Annotated in this window: 11 protein-coding genes; 4 read left to right on the forward strand and 7 right to left on the reverse strand. The window is 69.9% G+C overall.

Annotation, left to right across the window (positions count from 1 at the left end):
• Window positions 1-12: 12 nt before the first annotated feature.
• Both H516_RS0107870 and H516_RS19070 read right to left on the reverse strand, forming a co-directional pair.
• On the reverse strand, window positions 13-1,530 hold the full coding sequence (locus H516_RS0107870; protein WP_022889179.1) for a leucyl aminopeptidase: 1,518 nt from the start codon (window positions 1,528-1,530) through the stop codon (window positions 13-15).
• Between the two features lie 14 nt (window positions 1,531-1,544).
• On the reverse strand, window positions 1,545-3,248 hold the full coding sequence (locus tag H516_RS19070; protein ID WP_022889180.1) for an MFS transporter: 1,704 nt from the start codon (window positions 3,246-3,248) through the stop codon (window positions 1,545-1,547).
• A gap of 89 nt (window positions 3,249-3,337) precedes the next feature.
• On the opposite strand from H516_RS19070, the gene H516_RS0107880 reads away from it, so the two are divergent.
• Window positions 3,338-4,918 (forward strand): SLC13 family permease, encoded by a 1,581-nt coding sequence (locus H516_RS0107880; RefSeq protein ID WP_022889181.1) that lies wholly within the window; start codon window positions 3,338-3,340, stop codon window positions 4,916-4,918.
• 63 nt (window positions 4,919-4,981) lie between these two features.
• Entirely contained in the window at window positions 4,982-5,599 is a 618-nt protein-coding gene (locus H516_RS19075; RefSeq protein ID WP_022889182.1) for a TetR/AcrR family transcriptional regulator, read from the forward strand.
• A gap of 84 nt (window positions 5,600-5,683) precedes the next feature.
• Here H516_RS19075 and H516_RS0107890 read toward each other — a convergent pair whose 3' ends face one another.
• Window positions 5,684-8,548 (reverse strand): immune inhibitor A domain-containing protein, encoded by a 2,865-nt coding sequence (locus H516_RS0107890; RefSeq protein WP_022889183.1) that lies wholly within the window; start codon window positions 8,546-8,548, stop codon window positions 5,684-5,686.
• Between the two features lie 243 nt (window positions 8,549-8,791).
• Between H516_RS0107890 and H516_RS0107895 the strand changes: the two genes are divergently transcribed.
• Complete coding sequence (locus H516_RS0107895; protein WP_157432182.1) at window positions 8,792-9,202, forward strand: hypothetical protein; 411 nt, start codon at window positions 8,792-8,794, stop codon at window positions 9,200-9,202.
• A 28-nt stretch (window positions 9,203-9,230) separates the two neighbouring features.
• On the opposite strand, the gene H516_RS0107900 is transcribed toward H516_RS0107895, so the two are convergent.
• The 4 genes from H516_RS0107900 to H516_RS0107915 all read right to left on the reverse strand — a co-directional run bounded on the left by H516_RS0107900 (window position 9,231) and on the right by H516_RS0107915 (window position 14,813).
• Complete coding sequence (locus tag H516_RS0107900; protein ID WP_022889185.1) at window positions 9,231-9,905, reverse strand: HAD hydrolase-like protein; 675 nt, start codon at window positions 9,903-9,905, stop codon at window positions 9,231-9,233.
• A 35-nt stretch (window positions 9,906-9,940) separates the two neighbouring features.
• Window positions 9,941-10,636, reverse strand: a complete 696-nt coding sequence (gene nucS, locus H516_RS0107905; protein WP_022889186.1) for an endonuclease NucS — start codon at window positions 10,634-10,636, stop codon at window positions 9,941-9,943.
• Window positions 10,637-10,645: 9 nt separating this feature from the next.
• Window positions 10,646-11,899 carry an MFS transporter gene (locus H516_RS0107910; protein ID WP_022889187.1) on the reverse strand — a complete coding sequence of 418 codons (1,254 nt, stop codon included), beginning with the start codon at window positions 11,897-11,899 and terminating at the stop codon, window positions 10,646-10,648.
• Window positions 11,900-12,218: 319 nt separating this feature from the next.
• Window positions 12,219-14,813: a collagenase gene (locus H516_RS0107915; protein ID WP_022889188.1), complete on the reverse strand. Its 2,595-nt coding sequence runs from the start codon at window positions 14,811-14,813 to the stop codon at window positions 12,219-12,221.
• 470 nt (window positions 14,814-15,283) lie between these two features.
• On the opposite strand from H516_RS0107915, the gene tdh reads away from it, so the two are divergent.
• On the forward strand, window positions 15,284-16,327 hold the full coding sequence (gene tdh / locus H516_RS0107920; RefSeq protein WP_022889189.1) for an L-threonine 3-dehydrogenase: 1,044 nt from the start codon (window positions 15,284-15,286) through the stop codon (window positions 16,325-16,327).
• The last annotated feature ends 5 nt before the right edge of the window (window positions 16,328-16,332 follow it).

Below are 16,332 nucleotides of genomic sequence, written 5' to 3' on the forward strand. Positions count from 1 at the left end.
CGACCCGCCCGCTCACCCGCCCGCCCGGAACCCCCGAGCCACCTCGATCAGGATGCGCGTGCCGAAACCGGTCGCGCCCTTCGAACGCCACGACTCGTCGGAATCCGACTGCATCGTTCCCGCGATGTCGAGGTGGGCCCACGGTGTGTCGCCGACGAAGTGATCGAGGAACAGTGCCGCGGTCGTCGCCCCTGCGTACGGGCCGCCGAGGTTCGAGAGGTCGGCGACGTCCGAATCGAGCTGCTTGCGGTACCGACGTTCGAGGGGAAGCCGCCAGACCTGCTCGTCGGTGACGGACGCGGCCCGTTCGACCTCGCCGAGCACGGTCTCGTCGTTGCCGAGGAGCGCGGCCGTGATCTGCCCGAGCGACATGAGCGCCGAACCCGTCAGGGTGGCGATGTCGACGATCGCGTCGACGCCGTCCTCGTTCGCGAGCACGATGCCGTCCATCATGGCGAGACGACCCTCAGCGTCGGTGTTCTTCACCTCGACGGTCGTGCCGCCGCGCGCGGTCAAGACGTCGCCGAGCTTGTACGCCGACCCCGAGGGCATGTTGTCGGTGCACATGAGCCAGCCGCTGACGGTCGCGGTCGCCCCGAGTGCGCGGAGCGCGGTGAAGGTCGCGAGCACCGAGGCGGCCCCGCCCATGTCCATCTTCATGAGCAGGTGCATCGGGTCGGACGGCTTCAGGCTGATGCCGCCCGAGTCGTACATGATGCCCTTGCCGACGAGGCCGAGATGCCCGGTCGGCTCGCCGTCGGGCGTGTAGTGCAGTTTGACCATGCGGGGCTCTTCGGCCGAGCCCTGATTGACGCCGAGCAGCCCCCCGCAACCGAGCTCGATGAGCTGGCGCTTGTCGAACACCTCGACGTCGAATCCGAAGCGTTCGCCCAGCCCGACGGCGACCTCGGCCATCACGGTCGCGGTCAGGTGCCCCGGCGGGCAGTTCGCGAGGTCGCGGGCGAGGTTCGCGGCGCGGGCCGTGGCGAGACCGAGCTCGACGCCCGCGGCCGCTTGCGAGGCATCCGCGCCGTCGATGCGCAGCTCGACGCGGCCGAGCGCGACGTCCTTCGCTTCGCGTTTCAGTGTGTCGAAGCGGTAGCGCGCGAGCAGCGCGCCCTCGGTGAGCGCCTGTGCCGCCCCGGCCGCCTCGGCGCTGCCCGTCGACGGCACCCGCAGGCCGATGCGAGCGAACTTCGCGCTCGCGCGGGCGAAGGCTGCGCCGGCGTCGCGCAGGCCGTTCGAACCGAGCTCGGCGAGGGGACCGACCCCGACGAGCACGAGCAGCGGCCCTGAACCGTAGGGGAGGACGAGCGTCGTCCCGGGCTTCGACTCGAAGCCCGAGCGCGCGAGCGCCTCGCGGTCGAGATCGATGCCGGCGGGCAGTTCGCCGTCGCTCGAGACGAGCACACCGATCACCTCGAGCGAGGATTCGTCGAGCTCGTCGACGACGGCGACCGACACCGTGTCGGAGCGGTCGAGCGAGGGAATCGGCGTGAAGCCGTCGGGGATGAGCGGGTCGCGGGTCATGCGCGCGCCTCCTTCTAGGTCGGTTCGACGACAGGTTCGACGACAGGTTCGACGACCGGGTCGAGGGTCGGGTCGACGACGGGGTCGATCTCGTCGTCGTCGTCCGGTTCGAGCTTCTCGGGCAGGTCGCCCTCTCGACGCCCGGGCATACGGGTCGCCGGCACGATCGCGAGCAGTGAGAATGCGGCGAGCCCGAGCAGGGAGATCTGCAGCGACTGCAATCGCGCCTCGGCGTTCACCGCGAGGGCGGCGTCGAGCTCCGGTCCGCTCGCCCGATCGGCCAGGATCGCGGCGAGCTGCTCGTTCGTCAGGAAGTTCGCCTCGTTGATGTTCACCTGCGCGATGAGCTCGTCGCTGATCTCGGGGTGCTCCTGCGCGCCGACGAGCAGCATCGTCGAGAGCGTGCCCACCGCGAAGGCGCTCGCGACCGCGATGCCGACCGAGCCAGACAGGTTGTGCACGAGACCGCGCCAGGCGCCGACATCGCCGGCGAGTTGCTTCGGCGCCGCCGAGAGCAGCGTGTTGAAGACGAGGGCGACGATCGCTCCCTGCCCGAGACCGAGCAGGATGAGCCCGGAGACGACGAAGCCCTGGCTCCACTCGCCGCGCACGGTGAACGCGAGCAGGGTGAGCGCGGATGCCACGACGATGAAGCCGGCGGTCGCGAGCACTCGCGGCGTGAAGCGGCCGTAGAGGTAGGCGACGAACGTCGAGGCGAGGAAGATCGACAACGTGTACGGGATGATCGAGAACGAGGTCTCGATGCTCGAACGCCCCTGCACCACCTGGATGTACAGCGGGATGAGGAAGTTCGCCGCGGTCCCGACGAAGAGCATGGTCGCCATGCAGGCGGTGACCGCCCGCTCGGAGCCCGTCGCGAGCACACGCAGGTCGAAGATGCGCGGCCCGCCTTCGCGCGCCCGGCGTCGCAGCCAGGAGAAGAAGACCTGCCCGACGACGAGCCCCGCGATCACGAGCAGCGGCGCGGGCGAGATGCCGAGCACGTCGAACGGCGCCTGCGGCGTCGCGAGCCAGACGCCCCAGGTCGCGAGGCCGCTGAATCCGAAGCTGAGCAGGATCACGGCGACGGCGGCGATCAGTGCACCGGTCCAGTCGATCGTGAGCCCGGGCTGCGCGGGGACCTTCTTCACGAGGAAGCTCAGCAGCAGGTTCACGACGGCCAGGGCCACCATGAGGATGAACGACCACCGCCACCCGATCGTGGTCGCGAAGGTGCCTGCGACGAGCAGGGCGAGGACACCGGCCGCGGGGATGGCCGCGGCGAGCAGGCCGATCGCCTTGCCCTGCTGCTCGCCGTGGTAGTTCGTCGCGATGAACACCGTCAGCGCCGGCGCGATGAGCGCGATCACCGCTCCCGACGAGGCCTGCGCGATGAAGAGCATCGCCGGACTCACGCTGAGCGCGACCCCGAGCATCGCGAGGCCGTGCACGGCGACGGCGATCTGGAAGACCCCGCGGGTGCCGAAGCGCGATCCGACCTTGGCACCGAGCAGGATGAAGGCCGCCATCGCGAAGGTGCCCGCGGTGATCGCGATGCCGACCGAGGTCGCGGGCGTGTCGAGGTCGCTCGTGATCCCGGCCATCGAGACCGTGAGCGCATTCACGGCGAAGGACGCCTGGATCTGGGTGAGGACCACCACGATGAGTGGGAGCCACGAGGTCTTCGGCAGTGTCTCGGTCGATCCTGGATCGGTCACGCTGCGTCCCCTTCGCATTGGCCATCCGGGATGCGCTTCGTCGCGGCATCCGCTCGCCTTCACTGTATTGCCCCGCTAGCCTGAGCGCCATGGAGCCAGTTGTCGCGACGTTCGCGATCCTCGCCGTCGCGGTGGCGGCGTTCATGACGAGCCGGATCCCCGTCGCGGTGACCGCGATCGGCGTCGCGCTCGCGCTCTGGGCCACCGGAATCCTCACCCTCGAACAGTCGCTCGCCGGCTTCGCCGACCCGACCGTGCTCTTCATCGCCGCCCTCTTCGTCGTGAGCGAGGGACTCGACGCGACGGGCGTCACCGCCCGGCTCGGCCGCATCGTGGCAGCTCGCGGCGGCTCGAGCCGCCGGAAGGTGCTCGTGCTCGTGATGGTGCTCGTCGCCCTGCTCACCGCGCTCATCAGCGTCAACGGTGCCGTCGCGGCGCTCCTGCCGATGACGGTCGTCGTCGCCGTGCGCATCGGCCTGCCGCCGTCGCAGCTGCTGCTGCCGCTCGCCTTCGCGGCGCACGCGGGCTCGATGCTCGCCCTCACCGGCACGCCCGTCAACGTGATCGTCTCGGAGTTCGCGGCGGAGTCGGCGGGCGGGCCATTCGGCTTCTTCGAGTTCGCGATCGTCGGCGTCCCGCTGGTGATCGGCACCGTGCTGCTCACCATGCTGCTCGGCGAGCGGATGCTTCCGGCGCGCAGCGCCGCCACCGTTCCGCGCGACCTCAGCGACCACGCCTGCACCCTCCTCGACGACTATTCCGTGCTCGCGGCCGCCGACGGCGGTGGCCGGGCGGTGACGATCGACGCCGAGAACGGGGTCGCCGAGGTGCTCGTGCCGCCTCGCTCCGAACTCGTCGGCATGCGGGTGTTCCCCGGAATGACGACGCCGAGCGGCAAGCTCGTGATCCTCGCGGTCTCTCGCAACGGACGCGAACTCACCGCCCCCGAGGCGGACGTCGAGGTGGGCGACGTCCTGCTCCTCCAGGGCACTTGGGACGATCTCGAGCGGAACACCGCGGGCGACGACGTGAGGGTCGTCGATTCGCCCGCGTCGGTGCGCGGGCAGGCGGCTCCGATCGGGCGCCGCGGCATCGTCGCGATCGTCGTCCTCGCCGCGATGGTGCTGCTGCTCGCGACCGGGCTGGTGCCGCCCGTCGTCGCCGGGCTGGTCGCTGCCGGAGCGATGATCGTCACCGGCGTGGTCCCGCTCGGACGGGCGTACCGGGCTGTCTCCTGGACGACGGTCATCCTCGTCGCGGGGATGATCCCGATGTCGACGGCGTTCTCGACCACGGGCGCGGCCGAGCTCGTCGGCGACGCGCTCGTCGGCGCCGCCGGGCCGGGTGGGCCGCTCGTCGTGCTGCTCGCGATCTGCGTGCTGGTCGTCGTACTCGGCCAGCTGATCAGCAACACGGCGACCGTGCTCATCGTCGCGCCGATCGCGATCTCGGCGGCGGCGGCGCTCGACGTCTCGGCCCGCCCGTTCCTGATGGCCCTGACGGTGGTCGGTGCCGCGGCCTTCCTCACCCCGATCGCGACGCCGGTCAACCTCATGGTGATGGGGCCGGGCGGCTACCGTTTCGGCGACTACGCCCGCTTCGGCTGGCCGTTCACGCTGTTGTTCCTCGCGGTCGCGGTGCTGCTCGTGCCGCTCTTCTGGCCGTTCTGACGCGCGCTCGCGCGTTCGCGGTCGAGTACCGTTGATCGTCGACCCAGAGGAGCATCACCGCACATGAAGCCCGGCCCCCGGCGCAGCGTCAGCCAGTCCGACATCGTCGATGCCGCCTTCGAGATCCTCGAGGAGAAGGGTTTCGCCGCCGTCTCGGTGCGGGGCGTCGCCGGCGCGCTCGGGCTGACCCCCACGGCGATGTACACGTACTTCGCGTCGAAGAACGCCCTGCTTCAGTCGATGGTCGAGCACCTGCTCGCCGGCGTCGGGGATGTCTCGGCGCCCGACTGGCGCGACCGGGTCCTCGCGCTCGCGCTCGCGCTGCGAGCGAAGCTCGCGGAGCACTCGGGGTCGATCGTGCTCGTCACGAGCGGCCCGCTCGACGGCCCGAACGCGCTCTCGCTCGCCGAACGGCTCATCGAGAGCTTCGTCGAGGCAGGGCTCCGCGTCGATGACGCCGCTCGCGCCGGCCACGCCGTGCGGGCCTTCGTCGTGGGGCAGTCGGCGCTCGAGGCGGCCCGCCGCACGGCGCCGGTCGAGGCATCCGTGCAGCAGCCGCTCTGGTCGGAGACGCGCCATCCGCTCGTCGAGCAGACCGTCGGTCTTGCACTGGACGCCGACGGCGACCATGAGTTCGCGACGATGCTGGGGCGCGTGATCGACGGGTTCGCCCAGGCGTAAGCCGCGGGGTGAACCGGGCGAGGCGCCGACCCCCTGAGGGGCCGACGCCTCGCCGGTCGTGCGGTCGTGCTCTTGCGTTGCCGCTCAGCCTGCCGCGGGGGGCGTGATGCTGATCAGCGCTGCGGTGTTGCCCTTGAACGCCTTCTTGACCTGGATCACGGTGCCGTAACCCACGCCGTCGTCGGCGGGGTTGCCCGAGCCGAACGGTCCGACGCCGGCGTCGACGCCGTCGTAGTCGGGCAGGCGGTTGCCGGCGAGGTCGTACAGCGGGGTGCTGTACTGGGCGTTGCCGACCGAGGGAACCACGGTCGACGCGTCGCGGTCGCGGTAGAAGAGCTGACCGGTCGCCTCGTTCAGGGCGAAGCCGGGCACCCAGCCGCGGTCGTCGGTGAAGGTGCTCACCGGGTCGAGGGCCGCGGTGTCGGTGCAGTACTCGTTGCCGGACGCGATGAAGCACTCGGTGAACGGGTACGTCTTCGTGAGACCGAACGACGCGTTCGACGACTGGGCGCGCGAGGGCATCACGTTCAGCGTCGACGGGTCGGCGTCGGCCGCGGCACCGGTGCGCTGCAGCGGGTTGAAGTGGCTGTCGACGAGCAGGAGCCCGCCCTTCGCACCATAGCTCGGCAGCGCCGCCTCGTTCGAGAGGATCTGGTTCGAGTTGCCGTACGTGGTGTCGCGGTACCAGACCAGCGCGCCCGGTGCGTTGTAGGCGATCTTCTCGACCTTCCACGCGCCGTCACTGTAGACGGAGTTGTAGCCGTACTTCAGCCCTTCGTCGAAGCCGTCGAAGTTGCGCCACTCGACCAGGTAGTACTGCGCCTTGATCGAGGTGCCGGTGTCGATGCGCCAGCCGGGGCCGGTGGTGTCGGCGAAGGTGCCGACCTTGGGCGTCCAGCCGCTCTCGCCCGACTCGACGTCGTCGCTCCACGTCGTGGTGGCGCCGCTCGTGAGCGAGAAGTCGTCGGCGAACCAGCCGCGCTCCTGGAAGGCGGCGTCGGTCGCCATGCGGAGACGGAGGTCGATCGACTGCCCGGCGTAGGCCGTGAGGTCGACGTACTGGTTCTGCCAGCCGTGCGAGTCACCGGTGAGACCGTACTTGCGGTCGCCGAAGCCGTGCAGGTTGCCGTTCGGGTCGGGGTAGCCGTCGGGGGTCGTGGCCTCCGAGCCGTCGGCGTTGTAGACCTTCTGGTCGGTCCACGTGGTGCCGCCGTCGGTCGAGATCTCGACGAAGCCGAAGTCCCAGTCCGATTCGATCACGAAGTTGTTCCACATCCAGAACTTCGCGTCGGCGCCGACGTCGAGCTTGCGCTCGATGCGGATGTCGCCCCAGTCCTGGTCGGCCCCGGTGTACCACATGTTCTCGCCGCTGTGCGGGTCGGCGAGGTTGATGGTCTTGTCGGGGAGGTTCACCTTCACGCCGTCTTCGCTGCCCTTGAGGGGGCGCGAGTTCTGGCCGACCTTGACGGTCGTCTCGTCGTCACCGGGGTTCACGACCTGCGGGTCGGCCCAACCGAGCACCCACTTGTCCCAGAGGCCCATGTGCGTCGGCATCGACTGGAAGATCGGGCCCGAGTGCGAGCCCGAGCTCATGAGGTCCCAGAAGTCGATGTCGCTGCTGCCGGCGTTCGAGGTGTCGTAGAGGTCGGGCAGGCCGAGGTCGTGGCCGTACTCGTGCGCGAACACGCCGACGCCCGAGTCTTCGGGCTGCACGATGTAGTTCGACAGCTTGAGGTCGGTGCCGGGGATCGTCGCTCCGCCGAGGACGGCCGAGGAGTGCGCCCACAGCGCGTAGGTGCCCTGCGCGCCGCCGCCGCCGGACTTGTCTTCACCCGCGTGGACGAGCACGACGTGGTCGATCACGCCGTCGGGCTCGTTGACGTTGCCGTCGCCGTCGCGGTCGCCCTGGTCTTCGATGTCGTAGTCGACCCAGGGGAAGTCGGGCTGCGCCTCCGCGAGGGCTGCGACCGCGTCGATCGGCAGCTGGCCGGGGCCCTTCGGGTTGTCGGGGTGGCCCTGCTGGTCCTGCATGGGACCGGCCTCGTAGACGCCCTCTTCGTTCTGGTGGCACACCGTGGCGCCGTAGTAAGCCTCGGAGTGCGGGACCGTGATCCACGGGGTCGCCTCACCGGTGACGGTGTAGGCGCCGCGCGACATCTCTTCGTACATCGACTTCATCGTGTAGCCCGAGATGTCGAAGCCGGGCTTGCCGTCGGGGCCCGTGAGGTCGGTGCGGACGCGCTCGGTGATGCCTTCGTCGGTGAAGAGCATCTTGTTGAAGTGCTCCGACGAGAAGTCGGGCACCCACATCGAGTTGTTGTCTTCGAGCTCGTAGTCGGCGGGGTTCGGGATGCCGTTGTGAAGGGGCCCGTTCTGGACGTTGCCGGGCTTGCAGGTGGTCGCACCGAACTCGGTCGGGACGTAGCTGCCGGTGAAGTCGTCGTTCGCCTCGTCGTTGAACTCGACGAGGATCGTGAGGAGCTTGGCCTCCTGGGTGACGTCGGCCTGCTTGTAGTTGGGCGACTTCTTCGGCTTCTTGGCGTTCGTGTTCGCCTTCAGCTGCTCCTGCTTGAGCTGCTTCGGGCTCTTGCCGGTCTCGTTCGACTTGTTTTCGAGCTTCGCCAGGCCGCCCGCGGCCTGCGGGTTGCCTGCGGCGAACTTCGCGTCGATCTCCATGGCGGTCGCCAGCGCGTCCTCGGCGCTCGGGGCGGCGACCTTGTTGCCGTGGATGTCGAAGGCGGCTTCGTCATCGGCGCCCACGACGGCCTCCGCACGGGGGGCGACGTAGTTCATGTAGTACTCCGAGTCGCTGATCACCGGCGGCGATACCGGTGATTCAGCCGCGGCTGCGGTGCTCACGCCGAACGACACCATTCCGGTGGCGGCGAGTGCGAGCACCGGGACGACCGCGACCGCACGCTTGCGCGCGCGGCTGGTGAATCCAGTCATGCTTCTCCCTTCGAGTGTCTCGGCGGAGGTGACCGTCGAGACACGCACGGCGCCCGTCGGTGGACGGACGTATTCGGAATCCTGCCGTTAACGGGCCCGGCTGGGGAAGACCTGAGCCGAAACTGTGGAGAAGTCCGCACATTCGTCTGCTGATTCGACGAGTCCGTGCAGTGCGTCCGGCGATCGCTTCCGCCGGAGATCGCCGTTGAGTAGAATTCGAGGTCGACACGCGGGGGGAACACGGTGGCATCCGATCGAACGACCTGCGGCCGCACCCGGGGTGCGCGCGTGGCATCCGCGATGCTCGCGGTGGCGGTCGGCAGCCTCGCGCTCGCCGGGTGCTCATCGCCCACCGAGTCGATTCCGCCCGTCATCGTCGACCTCGGGGAGGTCGACGGCACGACGGTCGAGGTCGACGAGGGCGGCACCATCGATCTCACCGGCGACGACGAGACGTACGCGGCGTGGACGGCCGACATCGGCGACCCCGCGATCGTGGAGTTCACACCCGGCCGCGACGACGGCAGCGCGCAGTTCGACCCCGGGCTCACCGCGACTGCGCCGGGCGAGACCGAGGTGACGCTCGACAACACGGAGACGGGCGAGTCGGTGACGTTCACGGTCGAGGTCGTCGGACCGAGCTCGATCTACTGACCCGACGCGGTCGCCCCGGGCACCGCCCTCAGCCGAGCAGCAGGGAGCGCAGCTGGTCGGCCGAGTGCACGACCGCCATCGCGTCGCCGGCCTCGGCCGGTGAGCCGTAGCCCCATTCGACGAGGATCGTCGGCACGCCGTTGGCGAGTGCGCCGAGCGTGTCGTAGCCGCGGTCGCCGACCATCACGGAGTGCGCGGTGTCGACGCCCTGCGCCGTCAGACGGTGGAGCGCCTCGGCGACGACGTCGGCCTTCGTGCTGCGCTCTTCGTCTGCGCTCGCCCCGGTGATCACGGTGAAATACCGGCTGAGTCCGGCGTGGTCGAGCACCTTTCGCGCCATCGTCTCGGGCTTCGACGTCGCGAGGGCGATCGGGATGCCGGCGGCGTGGAGTCGCTCGAGCACGCCGGCGACGCCGGGGAACACCGGGGAGCTCAGCAGGTGCTTGCCGTAGTGGGCGCGGTAGACATTGAGGGCCTCCCGGGCCTCGGCGTCCGAGAAGCCCGCGGTCATGCGCAGGCTGTCGAGCAGCGGTGGGCCGACGTAGGCGCGCAGGCTCTCATCAGATGGCACGGGCAGACCCATCTCGGCGAACATGTACGCGAGCGAGCCCGTGATGTCGGTGGCGGAGTCGATGATGGTGCCGTCGAGATCGAACAGCACGGCCGACCACGTGCGCGTGGGGGAGAGGGTCGGGGAGGTCACCGTGACATCCTAGGACGCAAGAATCTGAGTAAAGCTCAGAACAGCCGCGAGTCGCCGTCGTCGACGCCGCGCATCGCGTCGTAGTCGAGCACCAGGCAGCGGATTCCCCGGTCCTCGGCGAGGGTGCGCGCCTGCGGCTTGATCTCCTGCGCGGCGAACACGCCGGTCACGGGGGCGAGCAGCGGGTCGCGGTTCATGAGCTCGAGGTAGCGGGTCAGCTGCTCGACGCCATCGATGTCGCCGCGCCGCTTCAACTCGACGGCGACGGAGGCGCCCGCGGCATCCGTCGCGAGGATGTCGACCGGGCCGATCGCCGTCATGTACTCGCGTCGTACCAGCCGGTGCCCGTCGCCGAGCAGCTCGATCTGCTCGGCGAGCAGCTTCTGCAGGTGCGCCTCGACGCCGTCCTTCTGGAGGCCCGGGTCGATGCCGAGCTCGTGCGCGGAGTCGTGCAGCACCTCGTGGATCGAGACGATGAGGCGATCGGCGGTCTTCTTGTGCGTGACCGTCCAGAGCTCGACGACGCCGGCCTCGCGCTGCTCGTCGTCGGGCTCGTTCGTCGCGAGCGTGCAGGGCGGGCTCATCCAGTTGAGGGGCTTGTAGCTGCCGCCGTCGGAGTGCACGAGAAGGCTGCCGTCGCCCTTCACCATGAGCAGGCGGGTCGCGAGCGGGAGGTGGGCTTGCAGCCGCCCCGCGTAGTCGACGGAACAGCGGGCGATGACGAGACGCACCCGACGAGTCTACGTGCGGTCGGATGCCACGGGGCGCGCGCGCTCGCGGGCGGCCGGCGCCGCGAGCGCCGAGAGCACGAGGAGGCCGAGGATCACGAGCAGCGCGTTGAGGATGCCGAAGTGCTCGCCGATGAAACCGAGCAGCGGAGGGCCGGTGAGGAACGCGCAGTAGCCGATGATCGCGACGGCGCTCACGCGAGCCGCCGAATCGGTCGGGTGATCGGCCGCGGCCGACATGCCGACCGGGAATCCGAGCGACGAGCCGACGCCCCAGAGCACGGTGCCGACGAGGAGCATCCACGTCTCGGTGCCGAAGATGAACAGCGTGAGCCCGGCGATGCCCACGACGGCCAGCGTGCGCAGCACCGGCACGCGGCCGAACCGGTCGATGAGGGGGCCGCCGACCACCCGGGCGGCGGTGATCGCGACGGTGAAGACGCCGAACATGAGCGCGCCGGTCGTCTCGTCGAAACCGTGCCCGTCGACGACGGCGAGAGCGAGCCAGTCGTTGGCCGATCCCTCGGCGAACGACATGCCGAGCATGATCACGCCGATGAGCAGCAGTCGCACGTCGCCCCAGACGGCGAGGTCCTTGCGGAGGCGCTCGGTGAAGGGCGGGCGCGGGGCATCCGTGTGCAGGTTGTCGCCGACCTCGGCGCGCAGCGGCACGAAGCGCACCGCGACGACGATCGCGACGGCGATGAGGAGCGCGATGACGCCGAAGTGGACCGAGACGGGGATGCCGGTCGCCGATGCGGCCGCAGCGATGCCCGCGCCGGCCACCGTGCCGAAGCTGAAGAACGCGTGCATGAGCGGCATCACCGTGCGCCCGAGTTCGCGCTCGGCCTCGGCGCCCTCGACGTTCATCATCACGTCGACGGCGCCGTTGCCGAAGCCGAAGAGGGCGAGGCCGATGACGACGAGCGGCACCGACGGCAGCGCCGAACCGCCGATGCCGACGAAGACGAGGCCGACCGAGACGGTGACGAGCGCCAGGATCATGCCCGCGCGTGCGCCGAGCCGCGCGAGCAGCCACGGGGCGGCGACGAGGCCGAGCACCGAGCCGATCGAGCCGCCCAGGATGACGAGCCCGACGCCCTGCGTGCTCAGCCCGGTGTCGTCGCGGATCGCGGGGATGCGTGCGACCCAGCTCGCCATGCTGAGCCCGCTCAGGAAGAAGATCGCGAAGATCGCGTTGCGCCACGCGATGAGCTCGCCCGTGGGGCGGGTCGATCGCGCGGCGGCGCTGGCGGGTTCGGTCATCGGCTGCTTCTCGTCTGGGTCTTCGGGAGCGAGGCGATCGTGCCTCTCGAATCGATTCGACCACGATAACAGCAGCGGCGACCGTCGCCATGCTTTCGGGTATCGCCATGATTTCGGATGCCACGGCGTGAACCCATCCGAAGTCGTGGTGATATCCGTGGCTGTGGCGGGTACGGGGGCGGGTACGGGTACGGGTACGGGTACGGGTAGGGGGCGGGTGCGGGGGGCGGGTACGGGGGCGGGTGCGGGTGGCGGGTGCGGCCCGGAACGGCTCGTGCGGCCCGGAGGACCGGACCGCACGAGCACGGGAAGCAGGAACCTAGAAGCTCGCCGTGACGCTCACCCCCGCGAAATCGGTCACACCGGTGAGGGCGACGTAGTTCCAACCGGGCTGCGGCCACTCGACCACGACCCGCTCGCCGGTGCTGCCGGGCACGGTCGAGCGCGCGACGTGCGCGGTGCGGTCGGCCCAGCCGTAGCAGTTGTAGTACAGGTCGAGGTCGCCGGTGCCGCCCGAGGTCTCGACCGTGACGCGCGGGGTTCCGGTGGGCACCCAGATGAGGAGGTGGTCGGTCTGGCCGCCCGAGCCCGACCGCGCCGACCGCGCGCACCCGTTCTCGAGCACGCGCGTGTCGGCGCTGTCGCACTCGGGCAGCCCGGTGCCGGGCCCACTGCCGCCGACGGCCTTCACCGTGCTCGTCGTCGTCGCGGTCGCGCCGTCGTCATCGGTCACCGCGAGCGTCACCGTGAAGTCGCCGCCCGTGGCGTAGCTCACCGTGGGGTGCCGTTCGCTCGAGCTCTGTCCGTCGCCGAACGACCAGTTCCACGAGGTGATCGTGCCGTCGGAGTCGGTCGAGGCATCCGTGAATGCGACCCGGAGCCCATCGACGCTGCTCGTGAACGCGGCCACCGGGGCCGCGTTCACCGGCTCGGTGTCGCCTCCGCCGAGCTCGTCGCTGCAGTCGCCGGCGGCGCAGCGGGTGAGGTACGCCGCGAACTCGGCGTCGTAGCGGGTGCCGATCGTTTCGATGAGGTACGTGCGCGCCTCGTCCCAATCGCCGGCGCGGTACGAGCCGAGCACCGTCTGCAGTTCGCTCGGGTGCTCGTTCAGCAGGAAGGCCGCCGCGAGGTAGCCCCAGCGGTAGATCCGCTCGGTGCCGTGATCGTACGAGGTGTCGAACAGCTCGCTCAGCTTGAACGTGCCGAGCGCCGCCGCCGACTGAGCCGCGGTGTACGCCTCGCCGCGGTAGTGATACGAGATGTACTCGGCGAAGCCCTCGACCCACCAGATCGTCGGGGTCTGCATGTTCTCGGTGAAGTCGCCGTGCATGTTGAATCGGCCGTCGAGGTAGTGCGTGTATTCGTGGTTGAGGTTCCACACGGCGAACGCGGGGCGCAGCCACTCGGCCTCGTACGCGATGAAGCGGGCGATGTTGTCGGATGCCGCGGGGTCGCCCTCGAGGTACATGCCGCCGTTGTTCGTGTCGATGTCGAAGATCGCACCGGCGTAGTCGCCGTAGTCGGCGCTCGAGTCGAACACGACGACCTCGATCCGGTCGTTGACGTCGTTCGGCACCGGGCCCGGGTCCTTCGCGACCGCGTGGAAGTAGCGGTCCTGCGCGAGCAGGCTCTCGCAGCTCGTCGTGAGCTCCTGCGTGCTCATCTCCTGGGCCCGGATGGTGATGCCGGCCGAGCAGTCGTGGCGCACCGGCAGCACGGACGCCGAGACGCGCTCGGCGAGGTCGCACGTGCCGTACGCGGCGCAGGCGCCGCCGTCGTAGTAGTTCACGACCGTCGCGGTCGCGATCCAGAGCGGAGCGGCGGGCCCGTCGAGCGAGGTACGGCCGAGCAGGTCGATCACGAGCGGCTTGGCGGCCGCTCGAACGGCGTCGTCGCCGAGGAACCGCGCGAGCTCGCGGCCGGCGTTCGACGGCAGGAAGCCGGAGTCGCCGCCGACGAGGTCGAGGTGTGCCACGGCGAAATCGCGGAGCGTGGTGAGCACGCCCGGGTCGGCCGCGACGGCCGCGACGAACGCCGGCACCTGGTGCCCCCGGAACAGCACGGTGAAGGTGTTGTTCACGGCGTTGCGCATCCACCAGGAGGCCTCGTAGTCGACGTCGTAGGCGGTGAGCAGCCGTTCGACGACATCGAGGTAGCGCGCGTTGAGCTCGGCGCTGTCGATCAGGATGACCGCCTCGCTCAGGATCTCGCCGTTCGCATCGGTCACGTCGCGCGAGCGGGCGTTGCCGAAGTAGGCGTCGAGCGCTCCGGCGGTCGCGTTCGACAGTGCGCTGCCGTAGGCGCCGACGTTCGCTGCGTCGTAGTACTGCACGTAGTAGCCGGCCCGGAGGAACAGCACGAGCTGCGCCGCCGAGGTGGAGTTGTCACCGGGGTAGCTCTGCGCCACCGTGCGTAGTGCCTTCGCGACCGACACCATCTGCGACTCCGCGAAGATCGCCTTCGCCTCGGCGCCCTTCACGGAGAACAGCTCGTTCACGCAGTCGGTGGTGCTCGCGCGGACCAGGTCGACGAGGGCCTGGCCCTGCACGGCGGCGAACGCGGCGGTCGAGCACTCGGCCGCCGCCGCGCGGGCCTTCGAGCGGCTCGCGGACTCGGCGGAGGGCCGCTCGGGCAGTTCGACCTCGCCGCCGGCCTCGGTGCGGTGCACGGCTTCATTGGCGGTGAGTGGGGCGGTCGCGGCGAGTGCGTCGCCGCCGATGCCGTCGCCCGCGCCCGCGCCCGAACCTGCGGCGTCCGCTGCGCCGATCTCGGACGCCGGCGCGGCGCCGCTCGCCGTCGTGGCCGCGGGGGGTGCGGCGTTCGCCGCGAGTGGGGTGCAGAGACTGAACAGGAGCGTGAGGGACAGTGCGACTGCCGCCCCCGCCCCGCCCCGTCGTCGGAACGTCGTGGTCATCGTTGACCTCCATCGGTTGTCTGCCTGACGGTCGGAGAACCGGCACTTCGGGTTCCCGACCCTGTGCTGTCTCCGGCACGAGCCGGAGACCGGTGCCTCATCCGCGAGACGCCGCCGTCATCGTGTCATATATCACGCATTACGCGCTACATACTGAACACAGAATTTCGGGGATACGCCGCGAGGCGGCGCGCTCGAGGTGCCGCCCCTCGACCCGCAGCTCGTCGTTACTTCGAGGCGGGCCAGGCCGAGCCCGCCGCGGCGGCATCGGCCTGAGGCCGCCGCAATCTCGGAGATAGCCGCATCTTCGGATCGAATCCGGCCCGTCGAGCCGAATTCGTGCAGATCTCCGAGATCGTGGCGAACCTCGCGCCGATACGATGGCTGAGTCATCCGGCGCACCCACCGGACCACACGCACGAGCCGCCGTACCCAGCGGCTCGTGCGCCGAACAACGGAGTTTTCGAGTCATGAAGGCCCTCTACAAAGCCGCCCCCGGCGCCGGTTTCGAGTTCGTCGAACGGCCCGAACCGACGCCCGGCCCCGCCGACGTGAAGATCCGGGTGCTCCGCACCGGCATCTGCGGCACCGACCTGCACATCGAGCAGTGGGACGACTGGGCCGCGTCGAACATCGCGACGCCGCTCATCGCAGGACACGAGTTCTACGGCGAGGTCGTCGAGGTCGGGCCGCTCGTGCACGACGTCTCGGTCGGCGACCGGGTGTCGGGCGAGGGCCACATCGTCTGCGGCATGTGCCGGAACTGCCGCGCCGGCCGTCGGCAGATGTGCATCCGTACGCTGGGGGTGGGCTTGCACCGCGACGGCGCGTTCGCCGAATACATCGTCATCCCCGGCGAGAACGTGTGGGTGCACCACGCTCCGGTCGACCCCGAGGTCGGAGCGATCTTCGACCCGTTCGGCAACGCCGTGCACACGGCGCTCGCGTTCTCGGTCGTCGGCGAAGACGTGCTCGTCACCGGCTGCGGCCCGATCGGGCTCATGTCGATCGCGGTCGCGCGTCACGTCGGGGCCCGCTTCATCGTCGCCTCGGATGTCTCGCCCGCGCGCCTCGAGCTCGCCCGGCAGATGGGCGCCGACGACGTCGTGGATGTCTCGAAGGAGCGCGTGCGTGAGGCGCAGGGCCGGCTCGGGATGCGCGAGGGCTTCGACGTCGGCTTCGAGATGAGCGGGTCGCCGCAGGCGCTGCCCGAGATGATCGAGAACATGAACCACGGCGGCCGCATCGCGATGCTGGGGCTGCCGAGCGAGTCCTACGCGATCGACTGGGGCAAGGTCGTCACCCACATGCTGACGCTCAAGGGCATCTACGGCCGCGAGATGTTCGAGACGTGGAACTCGATGAGCGCGATGCTGCAGACCGGTTCCGAGCTGCGCGGGCGCGTGGCATCCATCATCAGCGACCGCTACGCGGCGCGCGACTGGCGCCGTGCCTTCGAGGTCGCGGCTTCCGGCGGCGTGGGCAAGGTCATCCTCGACTGGACCGAAATCTGAGAACG

It is taken from the genome of Agromyces italicus DSM 16388 (genome assembly GCF_000421545.1).
Classification (GTDB): domain Bacteria; phylum Actinomycetota; class Actinomycetes; order Actinomycetales; family Microbacteriaceae; genus Agromyces; species Agromyces italicus.